Here is a 25,655-nt window from a genome sequence, read left to right on the forward strand (position 1 = left end):
CCGCTCACCCGTTGCCGGTCCGCCGGCCCGCCGGTCACCACGACACCGGTCACCGCAGCAACGCCTCCAGGAAGTCCGAGCCGAGCCGGGCGCTGCCGGACAGGTCGAGCTGGTAGAGCATGTACCGCCCGCGCCGCTGGGTGATGAGCAGCCCCGCCTTGCGCAGGACGGCCAGGTGCCGGGACACCTCCGGCGCGCTGAGCTGCCAGGTGGAGGCGAGTTCGCCGGTGGTGTGCGCGCCGCGGGCCATGGTGCGGGCCAGGCGCAGCCGGACGGGGTGGGCGAGGGCTTCCAGCCGCTGCTGGACGAGGGCCAGCGAGACGGGTTCGGGGATGCCCGCCTCGGCGACGGGGTACTGGAGGACGGGACGCCAGCCGGGGGTGTACACCACCACGAGGTGGGGCCGGCCGAAGGCGGTGGGGATGAGGGTGACGCCGCCGCCCTCGGTGCCGCTGGTGGCGTTGTCCTGGAGCTTGTCGATGACGATCCGCCGCCGCCCGTCGGCGCTCTGGTCGAGGGTGACGGAGGGTGAGACCGCGGCCAGCGCCTCGGCGGGGCCGCGCCGGGCCAGCAGATCGGCCTTGCGCCGGGCGTCGGCGGCGAGGGCGGGCAGGACGCGCTGCCAGGCGTCGGCGAAGAACGCGGACTCGCAGTCCTCCAGCATCCGCCGGACGAGGGCCCGCACGGCGGGCGGGTCGGCGAGCAGCCGGTCCGCGAAGGCGGCCTGCCGGGGGCCCCGGGCGAGCGCGAGTTCGCGGGCCCGTTCGTTGGCCACCGGGTCGGTGAGCGGGGAGGGCGCCCGGCGGGCCGGCCGGGAGGCGCCGCAGGTGGTGACGAGGGCGGCGGCGACGTACAGCTCGTCGTCCATCCGGTCGACGGCGTCGAGCTCGGCGGCCAGGGTGGCGCCGGGCAGGCCGGGGACGAGGAAGTCGGCACGGGAGGAGCGCCAGAGGAAGTCGGCCTCCAGCAGCCGCTCGGACAGCTCCGGCGGGATCGTCGCGGCGGTGCTGGACGCCCAGCCGTGCAGCGCGGGGTGGTGCGCGGGCTCGGCGAGGACGTCCAGCATCGCGGTCAGCTCGCCCAGCGGGGACGGTGTGAAGAGCAGGCGCTCGTCCGGCAGGCCGGTGATGTCGATGGTCACGCTCATGCGCCCGCCGTGCTCCTCCCGGCAGGGGCGTTCGCCCACCCGCGCCTCTCGATGATCGGTTCGCTCACGACGGCGATCCTGCCACCCGCCCGGATCCGCTCCCGCGTCGATTGACGGTTAGCGTCAATCGACGTGCCCGGCGGGCCGGGCAGGGCGGACGGTACCGGCCATGAGCCTGATCCAGGAGAAGTCCGTCCATGACCACGCCGCCGTCCGCGACGGCGTGCCGCCGGCCCCGCCGATCGGTGCGAGCCGCGGGGGCCCGTCCACGCTGCTGCGGCTGCTGACCGCAGCGGGCGGGCCCCGGTACGCGGCCGCGCTGGTGGTGGACGCGGTGGGCTCCGGCCTGCTGCGGCCGTTCCTGCTGCTGTACGGGATCGGGGTGCTGCACCTGGGCGCGGCGGCGGCGGGGCTGACGATGTCGGCGGGGATGGTGGCGGGCCTGCTGGTGGTGCCGCTGACCGGCCGGTGGATCGACCGCGGCGCCCGGACCCTGCCGGCGGCGGCCACGTTGGCGGTGCGGGCGGCGGGCGCGCTGGCGCTGCTGGTCTCGGACGGCCTGCCGGGGTTCGTGGCGGCGTCGGTGCTGATCGGGGTGGGCAGCCAGTCCTGGCCGACCACGCACGCGGCGGTGGTCAGCACGCTGACCGAGGGCCGCCTGCGGGACGCCGCGCTGGCGGCCGGGCGGTCGCTGCGCAACGCGGGACTGGGCGCGGGGGCGCTGCTGGCCACGCTGGTGGTGACCGGCGGGGCGGGCGCGATCCGGGTGCTGGCCGGGGTGACGGGCGCGGCCTGCCTGGCCGCCGCCGCGCTGGTGCTGTCGCTGCGGGTGCGCGCGCCGCAGCGGGCCGCCGACCGGGCGGTGGACGTGCGGGAGCAGGGCGAGTCGCTGCGGCGGATCAGCCTGCTGAGCCTCGCCAACCTGCCGTACGCGTTCTGCTTCGACGTGCTGGAGGTGGCGCTGCCGGCGCTGCTGGTGCTGCACCTGCACGCCTCCCCGGCGTGGTCGTCGGGCGTGTTCGTGGGCAACACGGTGCTGGTGATCGCGCTGCAGCTGGTGCTGGTGCTGCGGCTCGCGGACCGTTCGCGGCGGGCGGTGCTGGCCGCCTCGGGGGTGACGCTGGCCCTGGCCTACCTGGGGTACTGGGCGGTCGGGTCGCTGGGCGGCACGGCGGGCGCGGCGGGCGTCGCGGCGGTCTCGGTGGTGTTCACGCTGGGCGAGATCCTCTACACCGGTGCGGGGACGGCCCTGGTGACGGCCGCCGCCCCGCCGCACCTGCTGGGGCGGGCGCTGGCGCGCTGGGAGCTGTCCTCGGGCGTGGGCCGGGCGGCGGCGCCGGCGGCGCTGATGGCGCTGCTCGCGGCCGGTCCGGGGGTGCTGTGGCCGGTGCTGGCCGGGGCGACCCTGCTGGGGGCGCTCGCGGTGCTGCGACTGGCCCCGAGGACCTGACGCCCACGGCGCGGGTCGGATCGGGCCCGGCCCCGCCCCTCCTCCGGATGCGGAGCGCACCCGCAAGGCCGATGCTGGCCGCGAGGCGTGCCCGGCAGCAGGAAGGACAACAGACCCATGAGTGCTCTCGACTTCGAGATCATCGACAGCCCCGACAGCTCGCTCAACAAGACCTCCGTCCTGGTCACCGGCCCGAAGGACGCCCTGCTGGTGGACGCCGGGTTCACCCGCTCCGACGGCCGCCGGCTGGTGGAGCGGATCCGCGCCGCCGGCAAGCGGCTGGCCGCGGTCTTCGTCAGCCACGGGGACCCGGACTTCTACTTCGGCGCCCAGGAGGTCCAGGACGCCTTCCCCCAGGCACGGTTCCTGGCCACCGCCTCCACCGTCGAGCACATCCAGGAGACGTTCGAGGGCAAGCTCAAGGCCTGGGCCCACCTCGGCCCGGAGCTGCCCACCCGGCTGGTCCGGCCCGAGCTGCTGCACGGGGACGAACTCGTCTTCGAGGGGCACCGGTTCGAGCTGCGCGGCGCCGACTTCCACCTGCCCGACCGGCACTACCTCTGGCAGCACCACCACCGCGCCGTGCTCGGCGGCGTGCTGCTCTTCGAGGGCCTGCACGTGTGGACGGCCGACACCCCCGAACCGGCCCAACGCGCCGCCTGGATCGACCTGTTGGACGGGATCGAGGCACTCGAACCGGAGTTCGTCGCGGCCGGCCACCGCACCGCCGGCGCGGCCACCGACCTCACCTCCGTCCGTCACACCCGGGACTACCTGCGCGCCTTCGAGACCGAGATCGGCCGGGCCCCGGACGCGACCGCCGCGAAGGAGGCGCTGGAACGGCGCTTCCCCGACCTGGGGCTGAAGATCGCCGTCGACCTCGGCACCAAGGTCGCCATGGGCGAGATGGCCTGGGGCTGAGCGACGATGATCGAGATCCCGAGGGACACCGCCTCGTTCGCCGAGTCCTCCGCCCCGGCCGACGTGGTCCGCCGCCAGTACCTGGCCTCCGCCCACGGCGACCTGGCCGCGCTGCGCGCCACGCTCGCCGACGACGTGGAGTGGACCGAGATGGCCGGCTTCCCGCTGGCCGGCACCTACCGCACCCCGAAGGGCGTCACCGCCAACGTCATGGAGCGCCTGGCCGCCGCCTGGGAGAACTGGACGGCGCACGACGACACCTACGTGGTCGACGGCGAGAACGTGGTGGTGCTGGCCCGCTACACGGCCGTCCACAAGATCACCGGAAAGCCGCTCGCGGTGCGGGTCGCGCACCACTTCACGGTGCGCGGCGGCCGGATCGTCCGCTTCGAGCAGTTCGCCGACACCGCGCTGGTCCGGGAGGCCATGACCCCGTAGCGAATTCCTTGACCGCGCCCGTAGCGGTTCGCGTTCACCCGTAAGGGGGAGCATGGCGCGGCGCGCCCGGCACGCCCTCGACACGCCATCCGGACGGCGGCAGGCTGGCCCCTGATTCCGGCCGGAGAGCGAGGAGTTCAGCATGGGCACGGGCACGGCGGGAACGGCGGAGGACGGCGGGCGCGAGCGGCCGATCGTGATCGTCGGGGCGTCCCTGGGAGGCGCGAAGGCCGCCCAGGCGCTGCGCGAGGCCGGGTACCGGGGCGGCATCGTCCTGATCGGCGACGAACACGAGCGCCCGTACGAGCGGCCGCCGCTGTCGAAGGGGTACCTGCTCGGCAAGACGCCCCGGGAGAAGATCTACGTCCACCCGCCGCAGTGGTACGGGGAGCAGGACGTCACGCTGCGGCTGGGCACGGCGGTGGCCGCGATCGACCCGGCCGGACACACCGTGACGCTCACCGACGACGGCCGGATCGAGTACGCCAAGCTGCTGCTCACCACCGGCTCGACCCCGCGCCGGCTGCCGGTGCCGGGCGCGGACCAGGACGGCGTGCTCTACCTGCGCCGGGTCGAGGACAGCGACCGGATCAAGGCCGTGCTGCGCCCGGGCGCGCGGGTCGCGGTGATCGGCGCGGGCTGGATCGGCCTGGAGGTGGCGGCCGCCGCCCGGGAGGCCGGCGCCGAGGTGACGGTGCTGGAGGCCGCCGAACTGCCGCTGCTGCGGGTGCTGGGCCGGGAGGTGGCGCAGGTCTTCGCCGATCTGCACCGCGACCACGGCGTCCAGCTGCGGTTCGGCGTCGAGGTCACCGAACTGACCGGCTCCGGCGGCGCGGTGAGCGGCGTGCGGCTGGGCGACGGCACGACGGTGCCGGCCGACGCGGTGGTGGTCGGCATCGGCATCACCCCGGCGACCGGCCTGGCCGAGGCCGCCGGGCTGGAGATCGACAACGGCGTCAAGACCGACCAGCAGCTGCGCACTTCCGACCCGGACGTCTACGCGTCCGGCGACGTCGCCAACGCCTACCACCCGCTGTTCGACACGCACCTGCGGGTCGAACACTGGGCCAACGCCGTCAACCAGCCGCAGACCGCCGCCCGCGCGATGCTCGGGCACCCGGACGCGGTGTACGACCGGATCCCGTACTTCTTCAGCGACCAGTACGACCTCGGCCTGGAGTACGTCGGCTACGTCGAACCGGACGGCTACGACCAGGTGGTGTTCCGGGGCGACCCGGCCACCCGCGAGTTCATCGCCTTCTGGCTGGCCGACGGCCGGGTGCTGGCGGGGATGAACGTCAACGTCTGGGACGTCACCGACCCGATCCGCGAACTGGTGCGCTCCAGGCGGGTGGTGGACCCGAAGGCGCTGGCCGACCCGGACACCCCGCTCGGCGACGTCTGACGTACGCGCGCTGCCCTGGGACCCCGCCACCCCTTTCCGGAGTGGCGGGGTCTCCTGGCCGACCGCTCCCTGATGAAGCTGTTGAAAGCACGCCCGGCCTGTACCAGTTCGACCTGATCGACACTTACCGGCGATCCGGAGTGAGTCGGGCAGCCAGAGCAGGATCTTCAAGAGGCTTCCAGGGATCCGGCCAATGGCTTCGGGTCAGGTCCGCTTGCGGCTCGCGATCTCGTCAGCGAGCTGCTGCACGTGGACGGGGTCCGCGTCCCGGGCAAGGGCGACGTAGTGGTCCATGACGGCCGGCCGGTAGCGCACGGGAAACGTCTGTCCTGGGGCGAGTCGGGTGAGCTCGGTGATCGTGAGGCCTTCGTCCGCGATACCGCGGAACGAGATGCCGTCGGCGGTCTCCACGTCGAGCATCAGGACCACGCGCGGACTGCTGTTGACCTCCCGCCAGTCGACGAGAACGCCGAGCGCAAGCGCCCCCGTACGCAGTTCCGCGTTGCGCTTCCGTGCATCACTGCTCAGGAACGGGTTCGGGGCGACGCCCGGGAAGTCGGGCCCGACACCGAGCGATTCCCGACTCAGGTCGGGCCTGAGCTGCGCCATCAGATCGTTGAGCTTCTTCTGCGAACCGAACATCCTGGCCCTCCCTCACACCGGTGCCGGAATCTCGGCCTGGCGCTTCGTATTCACTGCGATGGTATGTCGCGGCCATTCCCGACCTCCGGCGCATCGCCCCGTCCCGATGGGGTCGCCGTCTGCGGTCGCGGAGGGACTCGGTCGGTGCACCTGTCTGTCGGACGAGCCACGTCCACACGCCGACAGGAGGACCAAGCCGTGATCGATACTGACCCCAACCGCGCGTCCCGGGCAAGACCGTACGGTGCCGCGATCCTGTGCGGAGCGGCCGTCACGCTGATCAACTTCTTCTGGACCGTCGGCCAGTGAACATCAACGCACAGAGCTCGACGATCCCGTCGTAGGCCACCCTGGTCTCATCCTGGTGTTTCAACACAGGCAGGAAACCAAGAGAGGATCTACCGCGACCACCGAGCCTCAGCGGTTCAAGTCTTCGTACAGCGACAACGGCGGCGCTTGCGTAGAGGTGGCCGCCAACGTCCCCGGTGTTGTCCCCGTCCGCGACTCGAAGGACCCCGAGGGCCCGGCCCTCGCCTTCTCCCCCGATGGCTTCGCGGCCTTCGTTGCCGCCGTCCGTACCGGCGAGTTCGGCGACGTCTGACGTACGCGCGATGCCCTGAGGGCCCCGTCACCCCTTTTTCCGGAGTGGCGGGGCTCCGCCGTGAACTGGGCGGGTTCCAGGCGTCAGGAGTCCCTGCGGTCGGCAATACTGGGGTGTCCGGGGGCGATTCGGACAGGGAGGCGCGGTGGGCGGGACGGCCGGATTCGCCGTGGTGGTGTTCGGCGGCCTGGGCGGCGTGGTCGCCTACCTCGCCGGGGTGGTCGGCCTACGCGACCTCCGGCGGCTGCGCCGGGTCGGCGTCCCGGCCCTGGCCCTGGTGCGCGCCCGCGTCCCCGCCCCGGAGGACCGCGCGCTGCCGCCGCGCCCGCTGCTGCAGTTCGAGACCGAGGACGGCCGGGTGGTGGAGGTCTTCTCCCCCGTCCCGTCCACCCCGCGCCACCCGCTGCCGGACGGCGGCCACGTGCAGGTCCGCTACGACCCGGCCGACCCCCGGCAGGTCCTGGTGGAAGGCCGCGAGCGCAGACCCCTGGAGTACGGCTTCGTGGCGCTCGGGCTGCTGATGGTGCTGGCCGCGATCACACTGGCGGTCGCCGTCCTGTGAGGCTGCCCGCCTGAATCGTCTTCGAGAACGAGGCCGGGTTCGCGATGACGCCGCCGCGCGCCCGCACCTGGGGCCAGCGCGGACACACACACCCGTCGTCCGCGTCCGGGGACGCTCCCGCCGCCGGATCTCGGCGGCGCGCCTTCGTGCCGCGCGCGGCGTGGTCGAGCCGATTCCGCGGCACCGCCGAAACACCGGCGCTCCGGCGGTTCGACCACGGTATTCCGGCGCTCCGGCGCCGGCCGGAACAGCCGGGGCGAATATGACGCGCAGTCATCGGAAAGTCACGCATTTTCATGGTCGGCGCACACCGGCGATATTCGAGGCCCGATTCCCACGGACGGATCTCCGTAGCCGGTTCGTCACGTCCCGCATTCGCTCCGCCCGGAATTCCACGCGCGACACGCGGCCCGCGCGGGCCCTCCGGGCGGGCCTTCGGGCAGTCCTTCAGGCAGGGCTTCCGCGCAGGCCTTCCGGACGGGGCGCGGACACCCTGGCCGTCGGCCGCCTCGGCTAGACGTCGAGAGCGGCCTCGATGCGCTTGAGACCGTGCCGGGCGAGCGCGAGGTTGGCGCGCGAGCGGTCCAGCGCCAGGTAGAGGAAGAGCGAGCCGTGACTGCGGGTCAGCGGGCGGATCAGGTGGTACTGGGTGCCGAGGGTGATCAGGATGTCCTCGATGACATCGTCGATCGACAGCGCGGCCAAGGCGCGTATCTTCGCACGAACGACCTCGGTGTTGGCGGCGGCCGCAATCTCCAGGTCGAGCTGCTGCCCCCCGCCGAGGAACCCGAGCGACATGCCGCTATCGTAGTCGGCCACAGCCACTCCGATGGCCCCCTCGATGGCCATCGCGTCCTTGAGTGCGTCGTCAATGTTCATGCGCTGTTCGTCCTTTGCGTGACTTCCGGGCAGAACTCCCGTGTGCAGGAACAAAATAGCAAGAAGTCACCGGTTGTGGTCGCCTCGTGAAAATGATGGAATAAAGTACGCTACCGGGGTTCAGAACGTGAAGGGGTACTGGTGCGCGCACTCGAAGCTTCCCTCTCCGATGTGCTCGGCTCCCCCGGAGTGGTCGGTGCCGCGCTCGTCGACGCCGTCACAGGTCTCAGCTACCAGTCCGCCGGGGACCACCGGCTGCTCGGGACCGGGGCCGAACTCGCCGAGCTGACCAACCTGATCGGCGAGCGGCTGTACGAGGCAGGGGCGGAGAGCGAGTTGGAGAGCCTGGTGGTCACCAGCACCCGCCATCACCAGGTCGTCCAGGTGGTGTCCCGGAAGGGCGACCCCCTGCTGCTGGCCACCGTGCTGGACCGGGAACGGACCAACCTGGCGCTGGCCGTCCGCCAGACCGCCGACCGCGCGCAGGACTTGCTGGCATGACCGACCCGTCCCACGACACGGCGCCGCCCGCCATCCCCGCAGCTCCCACGACGCCGGCTCCGCCCACCGCGCGCAACGTGCCCGCGCTGCTGCTCGCGCTGCGCCGGACGGAGTTCACCGGCTCGGTCACCGTCTCCAGCGCACCGGGCGGCACGATCCACCTGGAGCAGGGTCTGGTCACCGCGATCGAGACCCCCGGGGCCCCGACCGCCGCGACCCTGCTGCTGAAGTCCCGGCGCGTCGGCGAGGAGGAGTGGGCGTCCGCCGAGGTGGCCGCGTCCGTCGGCCGACCGACCGACGCTCCCCCGACCTGGGGCGGCGACCTCGGCGCGGCCCTGGTGGCTCAGGGGTCGATCGGCGCCGCCGAGCTCGAAGCCGTCTGCGCCGCCGCCGCCTTCGACGGGGCCTTCGCCCTGGTGCTGAGCCCGCCCGGCAGTTGGGAGACGGCCGAGGCTGCGCCGCCTGCCAGGATCGCGCTGCGCCCGGGCATCGAGCCGGAGCGGCTCTTCACGGAGACCGCCCGGCGGACAGCCCTGCTGACCCGCCTCTGGGGACCGCCCGGCGAACTGGCCCGCATCCGGATCCGTCCTGCCGCCCGGGCCGAATCCGGCGCGCTGCGGATCCCGGTCCGCTACCGGGAGATCCTGGCCGCCGCCACCGGCCGCCGCACCGCGCGCGACCTCGGCTTCGCCCTGGGACGCGGTGTGTTCGCGGTACTCCTCGACGTCGTACGGATGGACGCCCGGCACCTGCTCCACCGGGAACCGGCGCACCCGGCTCCCCTGGCACCGAGCGTGGCCCCGCGCATAGCGACGAGCGAACCGCCGCCGGCCGACACCGGGCCGCTGCCGCGCCGCGTCCGCAGCGGACGCGGCGCGGGTGGTCCGGGCGGCCCCGGCGGCCGGCCCGCCCGATCCGAGGGAGCGGCGGCGGCTTCCGACGGCCCACCGAACGCACACCGCGCCGAGCACACCGCGCGTACCGAGACGACCGAGCAGAGTGAGAAGAGCGCACCATGAGCAGCCAGACACCGACCGCCGTACTGGTCGACGAGTTGAAGTCCCTCCGCGACCGGGTCATGGGCATCTCGGAGAGTGTCATCTCCACCACCGACGGCCTGTTGGTGGCCGCCGACACGGCCGCCGTCCACCCCGAGTCGGCCGCCGCCCTGTCGGCCGCCATGCTCGGCCTCGGCCGGCGCACCGCGGCCGAGGTCGGCGTGGGCGGCCTGCGTGACGTGGTCACCCGCTGCAACAGCGGCTACGTCGTGGTGCTGGCGATCGGGGAGCAGGCGCTGCTGATGATCCTGGGAGACGAGGGCCTCGACGTCGCCGGCCTGCACCGCGAGTCGCCCGCCACGGTCCGCCGCCTGAGCGAGCTGCTCGGGATGGTCCCCGCGGTCTAGGGCGTGTTTCATAATTCCCGCCGGGCGCGCGACGCCGGGCATCCCGCCTGGACGCACCGGCGAAACGTCCAAGTACGGCCCAGTACGAGGACGCTTCGCCGGCACGCCCAGCCGGGCGCCCAACGCCGCGCGCTGATCCGACGCGAATTATGAAACACGCCCTAGTCCCAACGCCGTTCAGTTACAGCAATCAGGGGTGATCGGGCCGGTCGCCGCGCAGGGCCTCGACCAGCCGCCGGGCCCGGGTCTCCTCCGAGAGCAGCGTCTCCACCAACGGCCCGGTTCCCTGCCTGTCCGCCGCGCCGGACAGGTAGGCCTCGACCGCCCGCGGGTCGGCCGCGAGCGGCACCCGCCCGGCGGTGAGCGCGGCGTGGGCCCGGGCGTAGTCCAGGCCGAGCCGGGCCAGCCGCACCCCGCCCGCGTGCCGCTCGGCCGGGTCGACGCCGCCCTCGCCGGCCAACTGCGGGTGCCGGCAGGCGACTTCGTGCACGGCGAGAACGGCCAGCAGCACGTGTTCGGTGCCGGGCGCACGGCGGCCGAGGCGCTGCGCCTGCCCGTCGGCCTCCAGCCGGACCCAGGCCATCGGCGCGGCCGCGATGTTCACCTTGGCGAAGCCGGGTACCAGCAGCCGCTTCCAGCGCGGCAGCCGGTACGGCGTGCGGCCGAGCAGCGCGTCCCGGGTGGGGCGCAGCAGCGGGTCGAGGTCGTCGCGGTCGTCGGGGGCGCCCGGGGCACCGGGACCGTCCGGCGCGTCGGGGCCGGCGGGCGCCGCCAGTCGCTCCAGCACCGCTCCCGGCGCGACGCCCGCCGCGCGCAGCAGTTCGGCGGCCCGGGCGCGCGGATCGGCGAGCAGGGCGCGCAACAGGTGTTCGGCGCTGAACTTCCGCTCGCCGTCCTGTCGGGCCCGCTCCATGGCACCGGTCAGGGCGCGGGCGGCGGCGCCGCTGAGCAGCACGCCGCGCTCCCCGGTCGGGCCGAGCGCGTCGCGGGCCGGCACGCTCGCACCGGCCCCGTCGTCCGAGTCCCAGCGTGTCGCGTCGGCCCCGCCCTGGCGGTCGCGCAGGACGGCGAGCAGAGCGGTCGCGGTCGCCCCGGCGGCCGTCAGGGCCTCGCCGGCCGGGCCCTTCGCCCCGGCGACGGCGGCCAGCAGGTGTTCCGTCCCGAGGCGGCCGTCGCCCCCGCCGCGCGCGCCCCGGGCCGCGCCCAGGACGCCGAGCGTGCGCCAGTCCGGTTCCAGCGTCGTCTCCATCCGGCCCCTCCCACCACGATGCTTTGCCCGAACTATATGCCTGCTTTGCTAGTCCTTTACACGTGACTGCGCGTCAAGGAAACGTCAGAACCAGCCGGTTCGGGGCACCGGCAACTCAGGGCGCGGAGGCCGGGTCGGCGGCGCTCACCGGGACGTCCGGGTGGCGGAACCAGGACCCCTGCACCACCCGCTGCACCAGCATCAGCACCGCGCCGAGCAGCAGCGCGCCCAGCCCGATCACCGTCACCCCGCCGACCCGGCCGACGCCCGGCAGGTCGATCGAGGTGGCGCCGTAGTCCGGATCGGCGTAGACGTCGAAGGCGCCGTAGGCGAAGAAGTACAGCAGCATCAGGCCGCCGACCAGCGGGAGCACGCCCTTGAAGACGAAGTCCCGGACGCTGCGGGTGAGGACCCGGCGGTAGTACCAGACGCAGGCGAAGCCGGTCAGGCCGTAGTAGAAGGCGATGCCCAGGCCGACCGAGGCGATCGAGTCGGCCAGCACGTTGCCGCTGATCGCGGTGAGCAGGACGTAGAAGGCGATCGACGCCAGGCCCATGGCGACCGTCGACCAGGTCGGGGTCCGGTGGCGCGGGTGCACCCGGGCGAAGCCGGTCGGGATGGCCCGGTGGGTGGCCATCGAGAAGGTGGTGCGGGCGGTGGGCAGGATCGTCGTCTGGGTGGAGGCGGCGGCCGAGGTCAGCACCATCAGGATCAGCAGCCGGCTGAGCACCGCGCCGATCCCGGTGGTGCCGAACACCGCGTCACCGAGGCCGGACAGCACGTCCCCCGAGTGCGCCGGGTTGCCGAGCCCGATGCCGTCCGCGCCGACCCCGGCGAAGGACTGCGCCGAGGTGGCGACCAGGACGTAGATGAGGAGCAGCAGCACGGTGGAGATGACGGCCGCGCGGCCGGGCGTGCGCGCGGAGTCGGCGGTCTCCTCGTTGACGGACACGGCGGTGTCCCAGCCCCAGTAGATGAAGACCGCGGCCAGCATGCCGGCGGTGAACGCCGAGGTCGAGGGCACGTTGAACGGGTTGAACCAGGACGCGTCGACGGGGATGGCGGTCGGGGGCGCGGCGGAGCCGTACGCCTTGACGAGCGCGGTGACCGAGAAGGCGACCAGCATCACCACCTCGACGGCCAGCAGCCGGCGTTGCAGGGTCGCGGACAGCTCGATGCCGACGTAACAGATCGCGGTCATCAGGACGATCCAGACCACCCCGGCGGTGGCCGTCCACACCCGGCTGTCCGCGAGCGAGTCCAGGCCGACCAGCCGGAAGCCGTACACCCCGGCGATCTGCGCCAGGTTGGCCATCACGATGACGTCGGCGACGACGATGCCCCAGCCGCCCATCCAGCCGGTGCGCGGGCCGAACGCCCGGGCGGCCCAGGTGAAGGTGGTGCCGCAGTCCGGGTCGGCGGCGTTGAGCTCCTTGTAGGCGTAGGCGATCAGCAGCATCGGGATGAACGCCAGGACGGTGACGACGGGTGCCTGGAGGCCGACCCCGACCACGACGATGCCGAGGGTCGCGGCGAGGCTGTAGGCGGGGGCGGTGGAGGCGAGGCCGATGCACACCGAGGACAGCAGGCCCAGGGCGCCGCTCTTCAGGCCCTTCTCGCCCGCCCCGGAACCCGTCGGACGGTCACGGGGACCGCCGGTCGGGGGGCTGGTCGGGGACGCCGGCACTGGCCCCACCCCCTTGAGTGCGCAGCGGGGGCCGCGAGGACGGATCTGGTCGTCTCAGCGTAACGCCGCCCTCGGCGGGCGGCCCGGGGGCAGGACTTCCGGGCCGCTGGGCCGCTGGGCTGCCGGGCTGCCGGGCTGCCGGGCTGCCGGGCTGCCGGGCTGCTGGGCTGCTGGGCTGCTGGGCTGGACGGACGACGCGCGGCGCGGGCCGTGGTGCGGTCGCGGCGGTGCCCGCCTGGCTCGGCGGGCCCGCTGTCCGAACGGCGACCGCTCCGCCGCCACGGCGCCGCGCGCCTCCTACCTGTTTTCCACCGGTTGCCGAGGGCTCCGGAGTACCGGCCGGAGCCCTGGTCTCGGCGTGGTCCGCCCGCCGACCCGAAGGCCGGTGAGGGACCGTCTGTGGGGTTTCACCCGAGTTGGTCGAGGCGCAGCCGCGCCACCCGGACCGTCCGGCGCGGCAGGGTGGTGGGCAGGGCCACCAGCAGGGCGGTGGCGGTGAACATCGCGAAGTGCGAGCCCTCCGGCCAGGTCCCGGCCCAGCCCAGTTCGCCGTGCCGGTGCTCGGCGAAAGCGTTGCAGCACAGCCAGGCCGCCAGTCCGATCAGCGGCGCCGCCCGGGGCCGGGAGAAGGCGCCGAGCATCGCGCACAGGCCGAGGTAGGCGACGTAGGCGAGTCCGCCGGAGTGCAGTTCGCCGAGCCCGCCGAGGCCCATCGCCAGGACGCCGCCGGCGAGCAGCGCCACCGTGCCCGAGGTCGGGGCGGAGAGCCGCTCCAGGACCGGGTGGTAGCGCCGTCCGCCCGGCCGGGCCGCGTACATCCGCACGCCCTACCCCTTCGCGGCGACGAGTTCGGGCGCCGGGCCGACCGGCAGGTGCCACCGGGTGCGCCGGTGCAGCGCCTCCAGCTCGTGCAGCAGCTCGGGCACCGGGACGGTCAGCACCGGGCAGCCCGCCTCGCGCGCGCAGTGCGCCGTGACCGAGCGCCGCAGCCGGCGGCGCAGCAGGCCGCCGCTCCGGCCGAGGACCAGCAGGTCGTCCGGCCGGCCGGCGGCCTGGACGAGGGCGGGCCCGGTCTCGCCCCTGATCACCAGCGGGCGCAGCGGCACGCCGGGGTCGGCGCCGCCGAACGCCGCGTCGAGGGCGTCCCGCAGCCGCTGTTCGGCCGCCTCCCGCACCGCCGCGAGCAGCGGCGGGCACGGCGACCGGCGATACCCGAACTCACCGCCGGGCGGCTCCCAGGCGAGTACCGGGACGAGTTCGGCGCCACGGCCGCGGGCTTCCGCCACGCCGCGGTGCAGGGCCGCGAGGCTGCCGAGCGATCCGCTGACCCCGACCACCACCCTGCCGGTGCCGCTGCCCTGGTGCCGCCCGTTGCCGTGCATGGTCCGTCCTCGCGTCGTCGTTCCGGTACCCGGCGTGTCGCCCGGTGTGTCACCTGGCGCGTCACCTGGTGTGTCGTCCTCCACCCAACCGCCGCGCCGGCCGGCCGCCGCCCGCCCTTGACGCCTTCCTGACGCGCCGGGCCGCCTTCCCAACGCGCTCCATACGCCTGCCTCCCGCCGGCACCTGGTTTCACCCGTTCGGCGGACGGGAGCCGGGAGGCAGGAGACAGGAACCGGGAGGCGACGCGGTACCCCGGATACCGGATCACGGGCGATCAGCCGTAACGTCAGGCCGGGGCGCGGGCGAGGTCGAGGGTGTAGGCGGTGCCGCCGGCGGGAGACGGTTCGACGGTGAGCTCGCCGTTCATCGCCTCGACGAAGCCCCGCGCCACGGTGAGGCCGGTGCCGTCGGCGGCCGGGCCCGGGGCCCTCACCCGGAGGTGGATCCGCCCGCCCACCGCGCCCGCGTCCACCAGGGCGGGCCCGGCGGCCCCCGCCAGGACGTCCGCGAGGGCGCGTTCCAGCAGGCCGGCGTCGGCGAGCACGGGCGGCAGGCCGTCCGGGAGGGCGAGGCGCACGTCGCGCTGCTCGCCGCTCTGCTCGGCGGGCAGGGCGGCCAGCGCGGCGGCGAGCACCGGGGCCAGCGCGGTCGGACGCAGCAGCACCGGTTGCTCGCCGGCCCGCAGCCGGTCGAGGTCCAGCAGGTCGGCGACCAGGCCTTCCATCCGCCGCACCTCGGCGGCGATCCGCCGCCCCGGCGGCCCCGGCAGGTCGGCGGCCTCGCGACGCAGCGCGGCGAGCGGGGCGCGCAGGTCCTGTCCGACGGCCTCCAGCAGCGCGGTGTGCAGGGCGTCGGTGTGGGCGAGGGTCTCGGCGGCGGCGGCCTGGGCGGCCAGCCGTTCGCGTTCCCGGGCCAGTCGCAGCTGCGTGACGTAGGGGCCGAGCAGTCGGGTGTCCTGCTCGGTGAGCGCCGGTCCGCGCAGGGCCAGGACGGCGTCCGGGCCGAGGTCGACGGCGAGCGAGGCCTCTTCGGGGCGCTGCGGGAGGGCGGTGCCGGACGCGGCGGCGGGGCGCCACAGCTGGCCGGTGCGGACCAGGACGACGGCGCCCTCCAGGCCGAACACCTGGCGCAGGTCGGCGACCAGGTCGGGCACTGCGCGGGCGCCGGATTCGACCGCCGCCCCGGCCAGCCGGGCCAGCACCGCCGCTTCGGCGCGGGCCCGGTCGGCCTGCTGGGAGCGGCGGGTGAGGCCGTCGATGAGGTGGGCGATGATCCCGGCGACGGCGAGGAAGAGCAGCAGCGCGGCGAGGTCGGCGCCCCGGGTGACGGCGAGGCTGTGCCAGGGCGCGGTGAAGAAGTAGTCGGCGGCGAGCGCCCCGGCGGCGGTGCTGGCGGCGGCGGGCGGCAGGCCGCCGAGCCGGGCGGTGGCGGCGACGGCCAGCAGCAGGCAGAGCAGGGCGCCGGGGAGGGCGAGCGAGTCGCGCAGCGGGGAGAGCGCCCAGGCCAGGGCGGCCGTTGCGGCCGGGCCGGCCAGCCAGGCCAGGCGCCGGCGGCGCGGCGGGACGGCGGCCGGGCGGCGGCGCCGGGGTGCGGGCGGGACGGCCAGCAGGCCGGGTTGGGGCGGGGGGACGACCCGGACGTCGATCGGGCCGGCCATCCGGATGACGCGGTTGATCACCGAGCCGGAGACCAGTTCGCGCAGGCGGCTGCGGCTGGTCGGGCCGAGCAGGATCTGGGTGGCGCTCTCGGCGTGGGCGAAGTCCACCAGGGCGCGGGCGGCGTCGTTGCCGTCGACCTCGATGTAGCCGCCGTGGAGTTCGTGCAGCAGTGCGCGCTGGCCGGCGAGGGCGGGCGGTTCGTGGACGGTGGCGCCGTCGTCGGGCCGGACGTGCACGCCGATCAGGTCGCCGTGCACCCGGGTGGCGGTGCGGGCGCCGCGGCGGATCAGGTGCTCTCCCTGCGGGGCCCCGTTGAGGGCGACGACGATGCGTTCCTTGGTCTCCCAGGGCGCCCGGATGCCGTGCCGGGCGCGGTAGTCGGCGAGTTCCTCCTCGACCCGGTCGGCCAGCCAGAGCAGGGCGAGTTCGCGCAGGGCGCCGAGGTTGCCGGCCCGGAAGTAGTGGTCCAGGGCGATGTCGATCCGGTCGGGCGGGTAGATCGCGCCCTGGGCCATCCGGGTGCGCAGGGCCTGCGGGCTGAGGTCGACGAGTTCGATCCGGTCGGCGGCGCGGACCACCTCGTCGGGGATCCGCTCGCGCTGGGCGACGCCGGTGATCTGTTCGACGACGTCGTTGAGGCTCTCCAGGTGCTGGATGTTGACGGTGGTCGCCACGTCGACGCCGGCGTCGAGGAGTTCCCGGACGTCCTGCCAGCGTTTGGGGTGGCGGCCGCCGGGGGCGTTGGTGTGGGCGAGTTCGTCGACGAGCGCGAGCTGCGGGCGGCGGGCGAGCAGGGCGTCGACGTCGAGTTCGGTGAGGGTGGTGCCGCGGTGGCCGACGGTGCGGCGGGGCAGCACGGGCAGGTCCCCGAGCTGGTGCTCGGTGCCCCGGCGGCCGTAGGTCTCGACCAGTCCGACGACGACGTCGAGGGCTTCGTCGTCGCGCAGCCGCCGGCCCTCGGCGAGCATGGCGCACGTCTTGCCGACCCCCGGCGCAGCCCCCAGGAACACCCGCAGTCGTCCGCTCACCGCCGTGCCGCCACCTCCTCGGTGTCCATGCTCCGCCGGGACGCCGGGGTGCGCGAGGGGACGGGCGCTCCGGCGGGTGCCGGGGGGCACGAGGGGACCGCCGCAAGATCCGGATGGTGCTATCGTCATTAGCACCATGTTGCTGAAGCTGGACACCGGCGACGCCCGCCCCCTGCACGAGCAGGTGGCGGGCGCGATCAGGCGGGCCGTCGCCGAGGGCGAGTGCGCCCCCGGCGACAGGCTGCCACCGGCCCGAGAGCTCTCCCGGGCACTGGGCGTGAACACCAACACCGTCCTGCGCGGGCTGCGCACGCTGCGCGACGAGGGCGTGCTGGAGTTCCGCCGGGGCCGTGGCGTCACGGTCGCCGAAGGCGCCGACGCGCGCTCCGAACTCGCCGATCGGGTAAGGCAGTTGGTCGCCGATGCCGCCCGGGCCGGCTACAGCAGGAACGATCTCGTGGACATGATCAGGGGGATGTCGTGACGGACGGGAAGCTCATAGCGAAGGAGCGCCGGGAGCCCGGGGCGGGGCGCGGCGCGCTCTGGGGCGCGGTGGCCTGGTCGGCGGGCGTCCTGGCCCTGCTGATCGCGCTGCCGTGGGCCGCGCGCCACCGGCTGCCGGACCCGCTCGCCACCCACTGGAGCGGACAGGACCCGGACGGCTCCATGTCGTTGACGGCGTCCGCGCTGTTCCCGGCGGGGGTCTGGCTGGTGCTGGTGCTGGCCGCCGCGGCCGCCCGCCGGTTCCGGGCCGGGACGGCGGGCGGCGCCACCGGGGCGGCACTGGCGGCCGTCGGGGTGCTCCTGACGGGGGCACAGACCTCCATCGTGCACGCCAACCTGGACCGCACGCGCTGGCAGGAGGCCGCGCCGATGGGCTTCGAGGTGGTCGTCCTGGTCGTGGCGGCGGGCCTGGCCGGCCTGCTGACCTGGCTGGCCGTCCGCCCGCGCATCGACTCCCCGACCGGGGCGAGCCCGGCGGCCCGGATCCCGGCGCCGGCGACCGCGCCGGGCGAGCAGCTGGTCTGGCTCTCCCAGGCCGCCAACCCGTGGCTGCAACTGGGCGCCTCCGTCCTCGCCCTGGGCGCGCTGGTCGGCGTGCTGGCCCCGGCCAGCGGGCTGATGGGGTTCAGCTGGGCGACGGTCGTGCCGTTCGTCACCACCTCCCCCATCGTCCTGTGCTCGGCCTCGGTCAAGGCCCGGGTGACCGCGCAGGGCCTGTCCGTCGGCTTCGGCCCGTTCGGCTGGCCCAGCCGGCGCTGGTCCCCCGCCGACCTCGACTCGGCCCGCGCCGAGCTGCGCACCCCCGCCCAGGCCGGTGGCTGGGGCTACCGCGTCAACGGCCTCGGCACCACCGTGATGCTGCGCCGCGGCGTCTGCCTGGTGGTCCGCACCCGGCGCGGGCGCGAGTTCGCCGTGAGCGTCGACGACGCCGAGCGCGGCGCGGCCCTGCTCAACTCCCTCATCGCCAGGTCCGCCAGTCCCACCGGCTGACCCCCGTCACGCCGCTGGGGCCCGTCTTCAAACCGCCCGTTCCGGTGGTGTGGACAGGGGCCGCACCGTGGGTACACCAGCTGACAGCTGCTCATAAGTGCAGAGGGCAAGGAGGCGTCCGTGACCCACGAACGGCGGACGGCGGAAGACCCGGAGCGCGACGCGGTCGACGCCCGGGGAGGCACCAACCAGGACGAACGGACCATCACCTTCCTACGACTCGGCGTCGGACTGATCGGCATCCTGCTGCCGCTCGCACTACCCCTGGGGAACTGGCTGTTCGCCGAGCTCAGGGGCCAGAGCACGGCGGGATTCTGGCCGGCCTCGATGAGCGGCTCGTACTACACCAGCACCCGGAACCTCTTCGTGGGCGGCCTGTGCGCGCTCGGGGTGTTCCTGATCTGCTACCGCTTCGACCGCCGGGACGACCGCTGGAGCACCGCCGCCGGCGTGTTCGCGCTCGGGGTCGCCCTGTGCCCGACCGCGCCGCAGGGCGCCACCGCGTTCCAGAGCGCGGTCGGCCTGCTGCACTACGCCTTCGCCGGACTGCTGCTCTTCGTGCTGGCGATGTTCTGCGTCTACTCCTTCCGCAACCCGCGCTCCACCCAGCCGTCCTGGGTCAGCCGGGCCTACCTGGCGGCCGGGGTGCTGATCCTGGTGCTCCTGCTGCTCGCCGTCGTCGCCGGGGTGGCCGGCGTCGGCACGGACTGGGCCGTCCGCCCGCTGTACCTGTGCGAGTGGTTCTCGACCTGGGCCTTCGGTGCCGCCTGGACCGGCGCCGCGCTCGAACTCGCCGCCGCCGGTCGATCGTACGGACACCATCCGCTCCTCCCGGGGCAGAGCGGCTCCCCGGCCACCGGCAGCCCGGCGGCCCAGCCCTAGGATGCGTCCTCAAGGGGACCTTAACCCCAAGAGATAGTCATCTTGTCGTCCCGAAACACCGTTACCATGCGCACCAAGGCCCGCCACCAGGGCGGCCGGTGACGGAACCCCAGCAACGGGAGGACGAGCATGTCGAACGAGGTCCGGGCAGGGCGCGGTCCGCAGGAGGAGTACCCGTCGGTGGATCTGCGGATGGACGTACCGCACTCGGCGCGGGTCTACGACTACCTCATCGGCGGCAAGACCAACTTCGAGGCGGACCGCGTCGCCGCGCACGCCTCGGTGCAGGCCTGGCCGTCGCTGCCGATCTCCATGCGCACCACCCGCGACTTCATGCAGCGCGCCGTCCGCCACCTCACCGAGGAGTACGGCGTCCGGCAGTTCCTGGACATCGGCACCGGCATCCCCACCTCGCCCAACGTCCACGAGATCGCCCAGTCGATCGCCCCGGACGCGCGGGTCGCCTACGTCGACAACGACCCGATCGTGCTCACCCACGCGCGGGCCCTGATGTCCAGCACGTCGCAGGGCCGCACCTGTTACGTGGACGCCGACTTCCGCGACCCGGAGTCGATCATCCAGAACCCCCGGCTGCGCGAGGTCCTCGACTTCTCCCAGCCGGTGGCGCTGTCGCTGATCGCCATCGTCCACTTCGTGCTCGACGAGGACGACCCGCAGGGCATCGTGCGCCGCTTCATGGACGCCCTGGCACCGGGCAGCTTCCTCGCCCTGACCGTGTTCACCGGGGACACCGACCCGGTGGGCGTGGGCGGCGTCGGCCGGGAGTACAACGCGCGCGGCATCCCGCTGCAGATCCGCGACCAGAAGGAGACCGCGGCCTTCTTCGACGGCTACGACCTCCTCGACCCCGGCGTCACCCTGGTCCACCACTGGCGCCCGGACGCCGGGGCCGCGCCGATCCGCGACCAGGACATCGCGATGTACGCGGGCGTGGCGATCAAGCGCTGAGCCTGCCGACGTCAGCCGGGGACGACGACCAGGCCCGCCTCGTAGGCCAGGATGACGAGGTGGACCCGGTCGCGGGCGTCGAGCTTGGCGAGCAGCCGGGTCATGTAGGTCTTCACGGTCGCGATGCTGAGGACCAGTTCGGCGGCGATCTCGGTGTTGGACAGGCCCCGGCCGACCAGGGTGAGGATCTCCCGCTCCCGGCCGGTGATCGCGCCCAGCCGCCGGGCGGCCGGTGTCGGCGCGGGGGCCTGCACCGGCGCACCGGTCGGTGACGCGGCGGTCGGTGACGCGGCGGCCGGGCCCGAAGCCGCCGCCGGGCCCGGGGCCGGCCGCTGGTCCGCGAAGGAGGAGATCAGCCGGCGGGTGACGCTCGGTGCGATCAGGGCGTCCCCGGCGGCCACCACCCGGACGGCGGCGAGGATGTCGTCCAGCGCCATGTCCTTGACCAGGAAGCCGGACGCCCCGGCGCGCAGCGCCGCGTACACGTGGTCGTCGTCGTCGAAGGTGGTGAGCACGACGACCCTGGTCGGCCCACCGCCGCCGGTGATCAGGCGGGTGGCCTCGATGCCGTCCATACCGGGCATCCGCAGGTCCATCACGACGACGTCGGGCCGCAGTTCACCGGCCAGCCGGACGGCCTCGGCACCGGTGCCGGCCTCGCCGACCACCTCGACGTCGGCGGTCTCGGTGATGACCATCTCCAGCGCGGCCCGGACCAGCGGCTGGTCGTCGACCAGCAGGACGCGGGTCATGCGGTCACCTCCCCGGGGATCGGCAGTCGGACGGCGACCCGGAAGCCGCCCTCGGGGCGCGGCCCGGCCTCGAACTCGCCGTCCAGCAGGCCGACCCGTTCGCGCAGCCCGGCCAGGCCGAAGCCCCCGCCCCGGTCGGTGCCGGTGCCGCGGCCCCGGTCGGTGATCTCCACGGCCACCTCACCCGCTGTGCGGCGGTCGACCAGGACCTCGCAGGAGCGGGTGTCCGCGTGCCGCACCACGTTGGTGACGGACTCCTGGATGACGCGGAACGCCGAGAGGTCGATCTCCGGTGGCAGCGGGCCCTGTTCGCCCCGCCGCCGGACCTCGACCCGGACGCCGGCGGCGGTGGTCGCGGCGGCCAGCCGGTCGAGGTTCGCCAGACCTTGAGGGGTGGTCGCCGACGTCTCGCCGTCGGCCTGGCGCAGCACGACGAGCATCCGGCGCAGCCCGGCCAGGGTGTCCCGGCCGGCGTTCTCGATCTCGCCGAGCGCCTGCTTGGCCCGTTCCGGGCGGGTGTCGATGACCCGGCGGGCGGCGCCGGCCTGGAGCGCGACGATGCCGATGGTGTGGGCGACGGTGTCGTGCATCTCGCGGGCGATCCGCAGCCGTTCGGCGGTGACGGCCTCGGTGGCCGCCCGGGTGCTCAACGCCCGGGCGTGCTCGCGGTTCTGCCGCATCGAGCGGCCGACCAGCCAGGCGACCAGGGCGAGCAGCGCGGCGCCGTCGGCGGAGCCGATGTGGGTGCCGGTGAAGATGCCGACGGTGTTGCCGTGCACCAGGCCGATGTGCAGCACGAGCAGGCTCATCACCAGCGCGAACGCGGTCCGCGAGCTGCGGCGCGGCCGGGTGGCGGTGATCAGGCAGAGCGCGACGTCCACGGCCAGCAGGGAGGCCGGCGGCACCTGGGTGTCGGCGGCCCAGCCGTCGGTCTCCGTGAAGGCGGCGACGAACAGCAGGGCGACCGCGAGCACCGGAAGGCGGCGCACCAGCGCGGCGCCGGCGAAGGCCACCACCGTGGTGGCCAGGGTGAAGGCCAGTCCGCCGTGGGCGGCGGCCCCGCCGTGGTACCGGGCGTTGCCGCCGAGCAGGACGGCGGGGTAGGCGGCGGCCACGCACCAGGCGAGCCCGACCCAGACCTCGGGCGGAATGCGCCGGAACAGGGGCGGAGAGGGCGTCGCAAGCATACGAAGATCGTATCGGCGGCCTGAATCGCCGTCATCGGACCGTGGTTGTACGACCGGGGGTGACAGCCGGGGCCCGCGGTGTCAGCGCCGGTCCGATGCGGCGGCCCGGCCCCGCCCGGCACCGTGGAGCCCATGATCGAAGTCACCGAGCTGACCAAGCGCTACGGCCGCACCACCGCCGTCGAACGCCTCACCTTCACCGTCCGGCCCGGCCATGTGACCGGCTTCCTGGGCCCGAACGGCGCGGGCAAGTCCACCACCCTGCGGCTGATCCTCGGCCTCAACGACCCGACCGGCGGCACCGCCACCGTCGACGGCCGCCCGTTCCGGGCGCGGACGCGCGGCCTGCGCGACGTCGGCGCCCTGCTCGACGCGGGCGACGTCCACGGCGGGCGCACCGGCGCGGCCCACCTGCGGGCGCTGGCCCGCGCCAACGCGATCCCGGCCGCGCGGGTCGAGGAGGTGCTGCACGAAGTCGGGCTCACCAAGGCCGCCGGGCGCCGGATCGGCGGCTACTCGCTGGGCATGAAGCAGCGGCTCGGCATCGCCGGCGCGCTGCTCGGCGACCCGCCGGTGCTGCTGTTCGACGAGCCGCTCAACGGCCTCGACCCGGAGGGCGTGCTGTGGGTGCGCGGCCTGTTCCGCCGCCTCGCCGAGGAGGGACGGACGGTCTTCGTCTCCAGCCACATGATGGCCGAGATGGAGCACACCGCCGACCGGCTGGTGGTGATCGGCCGGGGCCGGCTGATCGCGGACGAGAGCCTGGCGGAGTTCTCCGCCCGGGCCGACCGCACCGGCGTCACCGTCCGGGCGGCCGAACCCGACCGGCTGGCGGCCGTGTTGACCGCCGCGGGCGCCACCGTCCGCCCCGGCCCGGACGGCGCGCTCGCCGTGACCGGCCTGGACGCCACCCGGATCGGCGAACTCGCCCTGGAGCAGCGCCTGTTGCTGCACACCCTGACCACCCGTGCCGCCTCCCTGGAGGAGGCGTTCATGGAACTGACCGCCGACAGCGTCGACTACCAGGCCGGAGAGCCCCGATGAGCACCGCGACCACCGCCCCCCAGTCCCGCCCCCACCCCCAGTCCCGTCCCCGGCCCCTCCCCCGGCCGCGCGCCCGCTTCGGCGACCTGCTCGCCGCCGAGTGGATCAAGTTCTGGTCCCTGCGTTCGACCGTCTGGGTGCTGGGCCTGAGCGCCCTGTTCGTCATCGCCGCCAACCTCAAGGCGGCCCGGTACACCTACGACCACTACACCGTCGGCGACGGCGATCCGGCGACCATGCTGCAGGTCGCGCTCGGCGACTCCTTCACCATGATCGCCGCCGACGTCGTGATGATCGTCGCGGGCAGCGTCGGCGCGCTCGTCCTGGTCGGCGAGTACGCGAGCGGGCTGATCCGCACCACGCTGGTGGCCGTCCCGGACCGCCGGGCCGTGATCGCCGCCAAGGCCTGCGTACTGACCGCGGTCATGCTCGGCTACGGCGCCGTCACCGCGGGCGTCTCCTTCGGCGCCTGCCAGGCGGTCCTCGCCGACACGCACATCGGCGTCTCCGTCACCGACCCCGCCGCGCTGCGCTTCGTCGCGGCCGCCGCCCTGTTCGCCCCGGTCTGCGCCCTCGCCGGATTCGCCCTCGGCGCGCTGATCCGGCACACCGCCGGAGCCGTGGTGGGCACCGTCCTGGTGCTGTTCTTCCTGCCGGCGTTCTTCAACGAGCGCTACCGCTGGTCGGCCGACCTCCTGCACGCCATGCCGCTCCAGGCCTGGCGCCGGCTGGCCCAGGTCGACCTGACCCACTCGCTGCCCTCGGCGCACCCGGCCACCGTCGCCGGATCCTGGGCCACGTTCGCGCTCTGGGCGCTCGCCTCGGTGGTGGTCGCCGTGGCCGTCGTCCAGCGCCGCGACCACTGACCCGCCGTCCGGCGCCGGGAGCGGTGCTCACCCGTCGCGGCGGCCCGCCGCCACATCCGCCAGCGCCACCAGCAGCGCCGCCAGGACCAGGCCCGCCGCGACCGTCACGCCCAGCTGGAAGGCCAGCGCCCAGTCCGGGTGCGGGCCCTGGGCGTGGGCGAAGAAGACCGAGCCGACGATGGCGATGCCGACCGCCGAGCCGACCCGCTGGGCGGTCTGCAGGACGCCGCCGGCGCTGCCCGCCCGGGCGATCGGCACCCGCTGGAGGGTCAGGGTCTGGTTCGGGGCGATCACCAGCCCGCTGCCCACCCCGGCGACCAGCAGCGGCGCCACCGTCGCCCAGCCGATCGCCGACCCCGACCACAGCTGCACCGCCAGGGCCGAGGCCAGCAGGCCGACCAGCACCAGCACCAGGCCGAGCAGCACCAGCCGGCGGCCGAGCCGGTGCACCAGCCGTCCGCCGATCGCCGCGGACACGCCCGAGCCCACCGCGAACGGCGTGACCGCCAGGCCCGCCGTCAGCGCCGAGTAGTGCAGGCCCGCTTGGAGGTAGAGCGTGAAGATGAAGAAGATCGCGGTGAACCCGGCGAAGTACACCAGCGACAGCGCCACTCCCGCCGCGTACGGGCGCACCGCGAACAGCGCCATGCTCACCAGCGGCTCCCGGCCCCGCGCGTAGTACCGCTCCCAGCCCACGAAGGCCCCCAGCAGCACCGCCGCCAGCGGCAGCAGCAGCCAGCGCGTCGAGCCGTGCCACTGCTGCGCCTGGACGAACGGCAGCAGCAGCGCGACCGTCCCGGCACCGAGCAGCAGCACCCCGACCGGGTCGAAGTCCCGGTGCCCGGCCCGCGAGGCCGCCGGCGGGGGCGGCGGGAGCAGCCGGTAGGCGATGGGCAGGGCGGCCACGCCGATCGGCAGGTTGACCAGGAACACCCAGCGCCAGCCGTTCTGCGGGCCGAACAGGTGGATCAGCAGGCCGCCCAGCAGCGGGCCGACGGCGGTGGACAGACCGATGGTGGCGCCGAGCGCGCCGAAGGCCCGGCCGCGTTCGGCCCCCTGGAACAGGACCTGGATGAAGCCGGAGACCTGCGGCACCAGCACCCCGCCGGCCGCGCCCTGGAACAGCCGGGCCAGCACCAGCCACTCCTGGTTCTGCGCCGCCCCGGCCAGCGCGCTGGCCGCGGTGAACAGGGCGAGCCCGGTGAGGAAGACGGCCCGGCGGCTGCGGGCGTCGCCGAGCCTCCCGGACGGGACCAGCACCAGGCCGAAGGCGAGCGCGTAGCCGCTGAGCACCCACTGCAGGCCGCTGTCGGACATGTGCAGCCCGGCCCGCACGGTCGGCAGGGCGACGTTGACGATGCTGACGTCCAGCAGCGTCATGAACCCGGCGACCAGGCAGACCGTCAGCGCCCGCCAGCGCCGCGCCTCGGCCCGCCGGCCCGCGGCGGAGGCGCCGGGCTGCTGTTCCGGGGTGCTGCACGGGGGTTGGGCCGTCATGGGAGCAC

At 74.5% G+C, this 25,655-nt stretch carries 26 protein-coding genes and 1 pseudogene; 16 read left to right on the forward strand and 11 right to left on the reverse strand.

Translation table 11 applies throughout. From position 1 onward, the window contains the following. Window positions 1-49 precede the first annotated feature (49 nt). On the reverse strand, window positions 50-1,147 hold the full coding sequence (locus AC07BF_RS00755) for a DUF5937 family protein (RefSeq protein WP_363587533.1): 1,098 nt from the start codon (window positions 1,145-1,147) through the stop codon (window positions 50-52). A gap of 169 nt (window positions 1,148-1,316) precedes the next feature. Here AC07BF_RS00755 and AC07BF_RS00760 point away from each other — a divergent pair, with 169 nt between their 5' ends. The 4 genes from AC07BF_RS00760 (at window position 1,317) to AC07BF_RS00775 (ending at window position 5,361) form a co-directional block, all read left to right on the forward strand. Further along, entirely contained in the window at window positions 1,317-2,597 is a 1,281-nt protein-coding gene (locus tag AC07BF_RS00760; RefSeq protein WP_363587531.1) for an MFS transporter, read from the forward strand. 117 nt (window positions 2,598-2,714) lie between these two features. Next, complete coding sequence (locus AC07BF_RS00765) at window positions 2,715-3,518, forward strand: MBL fold metallo-hydrolase (RefSeq protein WP_363587529.1); 804 nt, start codon at window positions 2,715-2,717, stop codon at window positions 3,516-3,518. 6 nt (window positions 3,519-3,524) lie between these two features. Continuing rightward, complete coding sequence (locus AC07BF_RS00770; RefSeq protein WP_363587527.1) at window positions 3,525-3,956, forward strand: nuclear transport factor 2 family protein; 432 nt, start codon at window positions 3,525-3,527, stop codon at window positions 3,954-3,956. 142 nt (window positions 3,957-4,098) lie between these two features. Beyond that, window positions 4,099-5,361: an NAD(P)/FAD-dependent oxidoreductase gene (locus AC07BF_RS00775; RefSeq protein WP_363587525.1), complete on the forward strand. Its 1,263-nt coding sequence runs from the start codon at window positions 4,099-4,101 to the stop codon at window positions 5,359-5,361. Window positions 5,362-5,565: 204 nt separating this feature from the next. Here the strand turns inward: AC07BF_RS00775 and AC07BF_RS00780 are convergent, their stop codons facing one another. After that, a complete protein-coding gene (locus AC07BF_RS00780; RefSeq protein ID WP_363587523.1) occupies window positions 5,566-6,003 on the reverse strand; it encodes a hypothetical protein in 438 nt (145 codons plus the stop codon). Between the two features lie 364 nt (window positions 6,004-6,367). Here AC07BF_RS00780 and AC07BF_RS00785 point away from each other — a divergent pair, with 364 nt between their 5' ends. The 3 genes and pseudogenes from AC07BF_RS00785 to AC07BF_RS00795 all read left to right on the forward strand — a co-directional run. After that, a complete protein-coding gene (locus AC07BF_RS00785) occupies window positions 6,368-6,604 on the forward strand; it encodes a DUF397 domain-containing protein (RefSeq protein ID WP_363587521.1) in 237 nt (78 codons plus the stop codon). A gap of 145 nt (window positions 6,605-6,749) precedes the next feature. After that, the gene (locus AC07BF_RS00790; protein WP_363587519.1) at window positions 6,750-7,166 is read left to right on the forward strand and encodes a DUF3592 domain-containing protein; all 417 of its coding nucleotides are present in this window, start codon (window positions 6,750-6,752) and stop codon (window positions 7,164-7,166) included. Window positions 7,167-7,180: 14 nt separating this feature from the next. Then, window positions 7,181-7,311: pseudogene (locus AC07BF_RS00795) on the forward strand (IS630 family transposase); the annotation flags it as partial. A 368-nt stretch (window positions 7,312-7,679) separates the two neighbouring features. Here the strand turns inward: AC07BF_RS00795 and AC07BF_RS00800 are convergent. Further along, on the reverse strand, window positions 7,680-8,045 hold the full coding sequence (locus tag AC07BF_RS00800) for a hypothetical protein (RefSeq protein ID WP_363587517.1): 366 nt from the start codon (window positions 8,043-8,045) through the stop codon (window positions 7,680-7,682). A gap of 141 nt (window positions 8,046-8,186) precedes the next feature. On the opposite strand from AC07BF_RS00800, the gene AC07BF_RS00805 reads away from it, so the two are divergent. From AC07BF_RS00805 to AC07BF_RS00815, 3 genes are read left to right on the forward strand one after another with little or no spacing between them, the layout of a single operon-like run. Continuing rightward, the gene (locus AC07BF_RS00805) at window positions 8,187-8,546 is read left to right on the forward strand and encodes a hypothetical protein (protein ID WP_363587515.1); all 360 of its coding nucleotides are present in this window, start codon (window positions 8,187-8,189) and stop codon (window positions 8,544-8,546) included. Beyond that, window positions 8,543-9,565, forward strand: a complete 1,023-nt coding sequence (locus AC07BF_RS00810; protein ID WP_363587513.1) for a DUF4388 domain-containing protein — start codon at window positions 8,543-8,545, stop codon at window positions 9,563-9,565. Before AC07BF_RS00805 ends, AC07BF_RS00810 begins: the two co-directional genes overlap by 4 nt. Continuing rightward, window positions 9,562-9,951 carry a roadblock/LC7 domain-containing protein gene (locus tag AC07BF_RS00815; RefSeq protein ID WP_063350516.1) on the forward strand — a complete coding sequence of 130 codons (390 nt, stop codon included), beginning with the start codon at window positions 9,562-9,564 and terminating at the stop codon, window positions 9,949-9,951. The genes AC07BF_RS00810 and AC07BF_RS00815 overlap by 4 nt, the downstream gene beginning before the upstream one ends. Before the next feature lie 190 nt (window positions 9,952-10,141). On the opposite strand, the gene AC07BF_RS00820 is transcribed toward AC07BF_RS00815, so the two are convergent. From AC07BF_RS00820 to AC07BF_RS00840, 5 genes are all read right to left on the reverse strand, one after another. Then, window positions 10,142-11,200, reverse strand: coding sequence for a Clp protease N-terminal domain-containing protein (locus tag AC07BF_RS00820; protein WP_478317584.1), 1,059 nt, complete (start codon window positions 11,198-11,200; stop codon window positions 10,142-10,144). A 115-nt stretch (window positions 11,201-11,315) separates the two neighbouring features. After that, a complete protein-coding gene (locus AC07BF_RS00825) occupies window positions 11,316-12,887 on the reverse strand; it encodes an APC family permease (protein WP_400985074.1) in 1,572 nt (523 codons plus the stop codon). A 407-nt stretch (window positions 12,888-13,294) separates the two neighbouring features. Next, on the reverse strand, window positions 13,295-13,711 hold the full coding sequence (locus AC07BF_RS00830; protein ID WP_363631936.1) for a hypothetical protein: 417 nt from the start codon (window positions 13,709-13,711) through the stop codon (window positions 13,295-13,297). Between the two features lie 3 nt (window positions 13,712-13,714). Beyond that, window positions 13,715-14,269 carry a universal stress protein gene (locus AC07BF_RS00835; RefSeq protein ID WP_400806037.1) on the reverse strand — a complete coding sequence of 185 codons (555 nt, stop codon included), beginning with the start codon at window positions 14,267-14,269 and terminating at the stop codon, window positions 13,715-13,717. Window positions 14,270-14,556: 287 nt separating this feature from the next. After that, window positions 14,557-16,956 carry a sensor histidine kinase gene (locus tag AC07BF_RS00840; protein WP_478332693.1) on the reverse strand — a complete coding sequence of 800 codons (2,400 nt, stop codon included), beginning with the start codon at window positions 16,954-16,956 and terminating at the stop codon, window positions 14,557-14,559. Window positions 16,957-17,092: 136 nt separating this feature from the next. On the opposite strand from AC07BF_RS00840, the gene AC07BF_RS00845 reads away from it, so the two are divergent. The 4 genes from AC07BF_RS00845 (at window position 17,093) to AC07BF_RS00860 (ending at window position 20,301) form a co-directional block, all read left to right on the forward strand. Beyond that, window positions 17,093-17,440, forward strand: a complete 348-nt coding sequence (locus tag AC07BF_RS00845; protein WP_363589121.1) for a GntR family transcriptional regulator — start codon at window positions 17,093-17,095, stop codon at window positions 17,438-17,440. Continuing rightward, window positions 17,437-18,450, forward strand: a complete 1,014-nt coding sequence (locus AC07BF_RS00850) for a DUF1648 domain-containing protein (protein WP_363589119.1) — start codon at window positions 17,437-17,439, stop codon at window positions 18,448-18,450. The genes AC07BF_RS00845 and AC07BF_RS00850 overlap by 4 nt, the downstream gene beginning before the upstream one ends. A 120-nt stretch (window positions 18,451-18,570) precedes the next feature. Further along, complete coding sequence (locus AC07BF_RS00855; RefSeq protein WP_363589117.1) at window positions 18,571-19,332, forward strand: hypothetical protein; 762 nt, start codon at window positions 18,571-18,573, stop codon at window positions 19,330-19,332. 129 nt (window positions 19,333-19,461) lie between these two features. Next, window positions 19,462-20,301, forward strand: coding sequence for an SAM-dependent methyltransferase (locus AC07BF_RS00860; RefSeq protein WP_363589115.1), 840 nt, complete (start codon window positions 19,462-19,464; stop codon window positions 20,299-20,301). 11 nt (window positions 20,302-20,312) lie between these two features. Here the strand turns inward: AC07BF_RS00860 and AC07BF_RS00865 are convergent, their stop codons facing one another. Further along, window positions 20,313-21,053: a response regulator transcription factor gene (locus tag AC07BF_RS00865; RefSeq protein ID WP_363630561.1), complete on the reverse strand. Its 741-nt coding sequence runs from the start codon at window positions 21,051-21,053 to the stop codon at window positions 20,313-20,315. After that, complete coding sequence (locus tag AC07BF_RS00870; protein WP_478317581.1) at window positions 21,050-22,240, reverse strand: sensor histidine kinase; 1,191 nt, start codon at window positions 22,238-22,240, stop codon at window positions 21,050-21,052. The genes AC07BF_RS00865 and AC07BF_RS00870 overlap by 4 nt, the downstream gene beginning before the upstream one ends. 132 nt (window positions 22,241-22,372) lie before the next feature. On the opposite strand from AC07BF_RS00870, the gene AC07BF_RS00875 reads away from it, so the two are divergent. Next, window positions 22,373-23,284 carry an ABC transporter ATP-binding protein gene (locus tag AC07BF_RS00875; protein ID WP_363589109.1) on the forward strand — a complete coding sequence of 304 codons (912 nt, stop codon included), beginning with the start codon at window positions 22,373-22,375 and terminating at the stop codon, window positions 23,282-23,284. Next, entirely contained in the window at window positions 23,281-24,150 is an 870-nt protein-coding gene (locus AC07BF_RS00880) for an ABC-2 transporter permease (RefSeq protein WP_478317580.1), read from the forward strand. Before AC07BF_RS00875 ends, AC07BF_RS00880 begins: the two co-directional genes overlap by 4 nt. Before the next feature lie 27 nt (window positions 24,151-24,177). Here AC07BF_RS00880 and AC07BF_RS00885 read toward each other — a convergent pair whose 3' ends face one another. After that, window positions 24,178-25,647: an MFS transporter gene (locus AC07BF_RS00885; protein WP_363630566.1), complete on the reverse strand. Its 1,470-nt coding sequence runs from the start codon at window positions 25,645-25,647 to the stop codon at window positions 24,178-24,180. Window positions 25,648-25,655: the final 8 nt, after the last annotated feature.

The sequence above is a fragment of the Kitasatospora sp. NPDC043950 genome, from assembly GCF_056435345.1.

What these genes read in the sequence shown, in the direction of transcription:
- AC07BF_RS00755 (WP_363587533.1), bottom strand. Translation starts at nt 1,147, where the DNA reads ATGAGCGTGACCATCGACATCACCGGCCTGCCGGACGAGCGCCTGCTC.
- AC07BF_RS00760 (WP_363587531.1), top strand. Translation starts at nt 1,317, where the DNA reads ATGAGCCTGATCCAGGAGAAGTCCGTCCATGACCACGCCGCCGTCCGC.
- AC07BF_RS00765 (WP_363587529.1), top strand. Translation starts at nt 2,715, where the DNA reads ATGAGTGCTCTCGACTTCGAGATCATCGACAGCCCCGACAGCTCGCTC.
- AC07BF_RS00770 (WP_363587527.1), top strand. Translation starts at nt 3,525, where the DNA reads ATGATCGAGATCCCGAGGGACACCGCCTCGTTCGCCGAGTCCTCCGCC.
- AC07BF_RS00775 (WP_363587525.1), top strand. Translation starts at nt 4,099, where the DNA reads ATGGGCACGGGCACGGCGGGAACGGCGGAGGACGGCGGGCGCGAGCGG.
- AC07BF_RS00780 (WP_363587523.1), bottom strand. Translation starts at nt 6,003, where the DNA reads ATGTTCGGTTCGCAGAAGAAGCTCAACGATCTGATGGCGCAGCTCAGG.
- AC07BF_RS00800 (WP_363587517.1), bottom strand. Translation starts at nt 8,045, where the DNA reads ATGAACATTGACGACGCACTCAAGGACGCGATGGCCATCGAGGGGGCC.
- AC07BF_RS00810 (WP_363587513.1), top strand. Translation starts at nt 8,543, where the DNA reads ATGACCGACCCGTCCCACGACACGGCGCCGCCCGCCATCCCCGCAGCT.
- AC07BF_RS00815 (WP_063350516.1), top strand. Translation starts at nt 9,562, where the DNA reads ATGAGCAGCCAGACACCGACCGCCGTACTGGTCGACGAGTTGAAGTCC.
- AC07BF_RS00820 (WP_478317584.1), bottom strand. Translation starts at nt 11,200, where the DNA reads ATGGAGACGACGCTGGAACCGGACTGGCGCACGCTCGGCGTCCTGGGC.
- AC07BF_RS00835 (WP_400806037.1), bottom strand. Translation starts at nt 14,269, where the DNA reads ATGCACGGCAACGGGCGGCACCAGGGCAGCGGCACCGGCAGGGTGGTG.
- AC07BF_RS00845 (WP_363589121.1), top strand. Translation starts at nt 17,093, where the DNA reads ATGTTGCTGAAGCTGGACACCGGCGACGCCCGCCCCCTGCACGAGCAG.
- AC07BF_RS00860 (WP_363589115.1), top strand. Translation starts at nt 19,462, where the DNA reads ATGTCGAACGAGGTCCGGGCAGGGCGCGGTCCGCAGGAGGAGTACCCG.
- AC07BF_RS00865 (WP_363630561.1), bottom strand. Translation starts at nt 21,053, where the DNA reads ATGACCCGCGTCCTGCTGGTCGACGACCAGCCGCTGGTCCGGGCCGCG.
- AC07BF_RS00870 (WP_478317581.1), bottom strand. Translation starts at nt 22,240, where the DNA reads ATGCTTGCGACGCCCTCTCCGCCCCTGTTCCGGCGCATTCCGCCCGAG.
- AC07BF_RS00875 (WP_363589109.1), top strand. Translation starts at nt 22,373, where the DNA reads ATGATCGAAGTCACCGAGCTGACCAAGCGCTACGGCCGCACCACCGCC.
- AC07BF_RS00880 (WP_478317580.1), top strand. Translation starts at nt 23,281, where the DNA reads ATGAGCACCGCGACCACCGCCCCCCAGTCCCGCCCCCACCCCCAGTCC.
- AC07BF_RS00885 (WP_363630566.1), bottom strand. Translation starts at nt 25,647, where the DNA reads ATGACGGCCCAACCCCCGTGCAGCACCCCGGAACAGCAGCCCGGCGCC.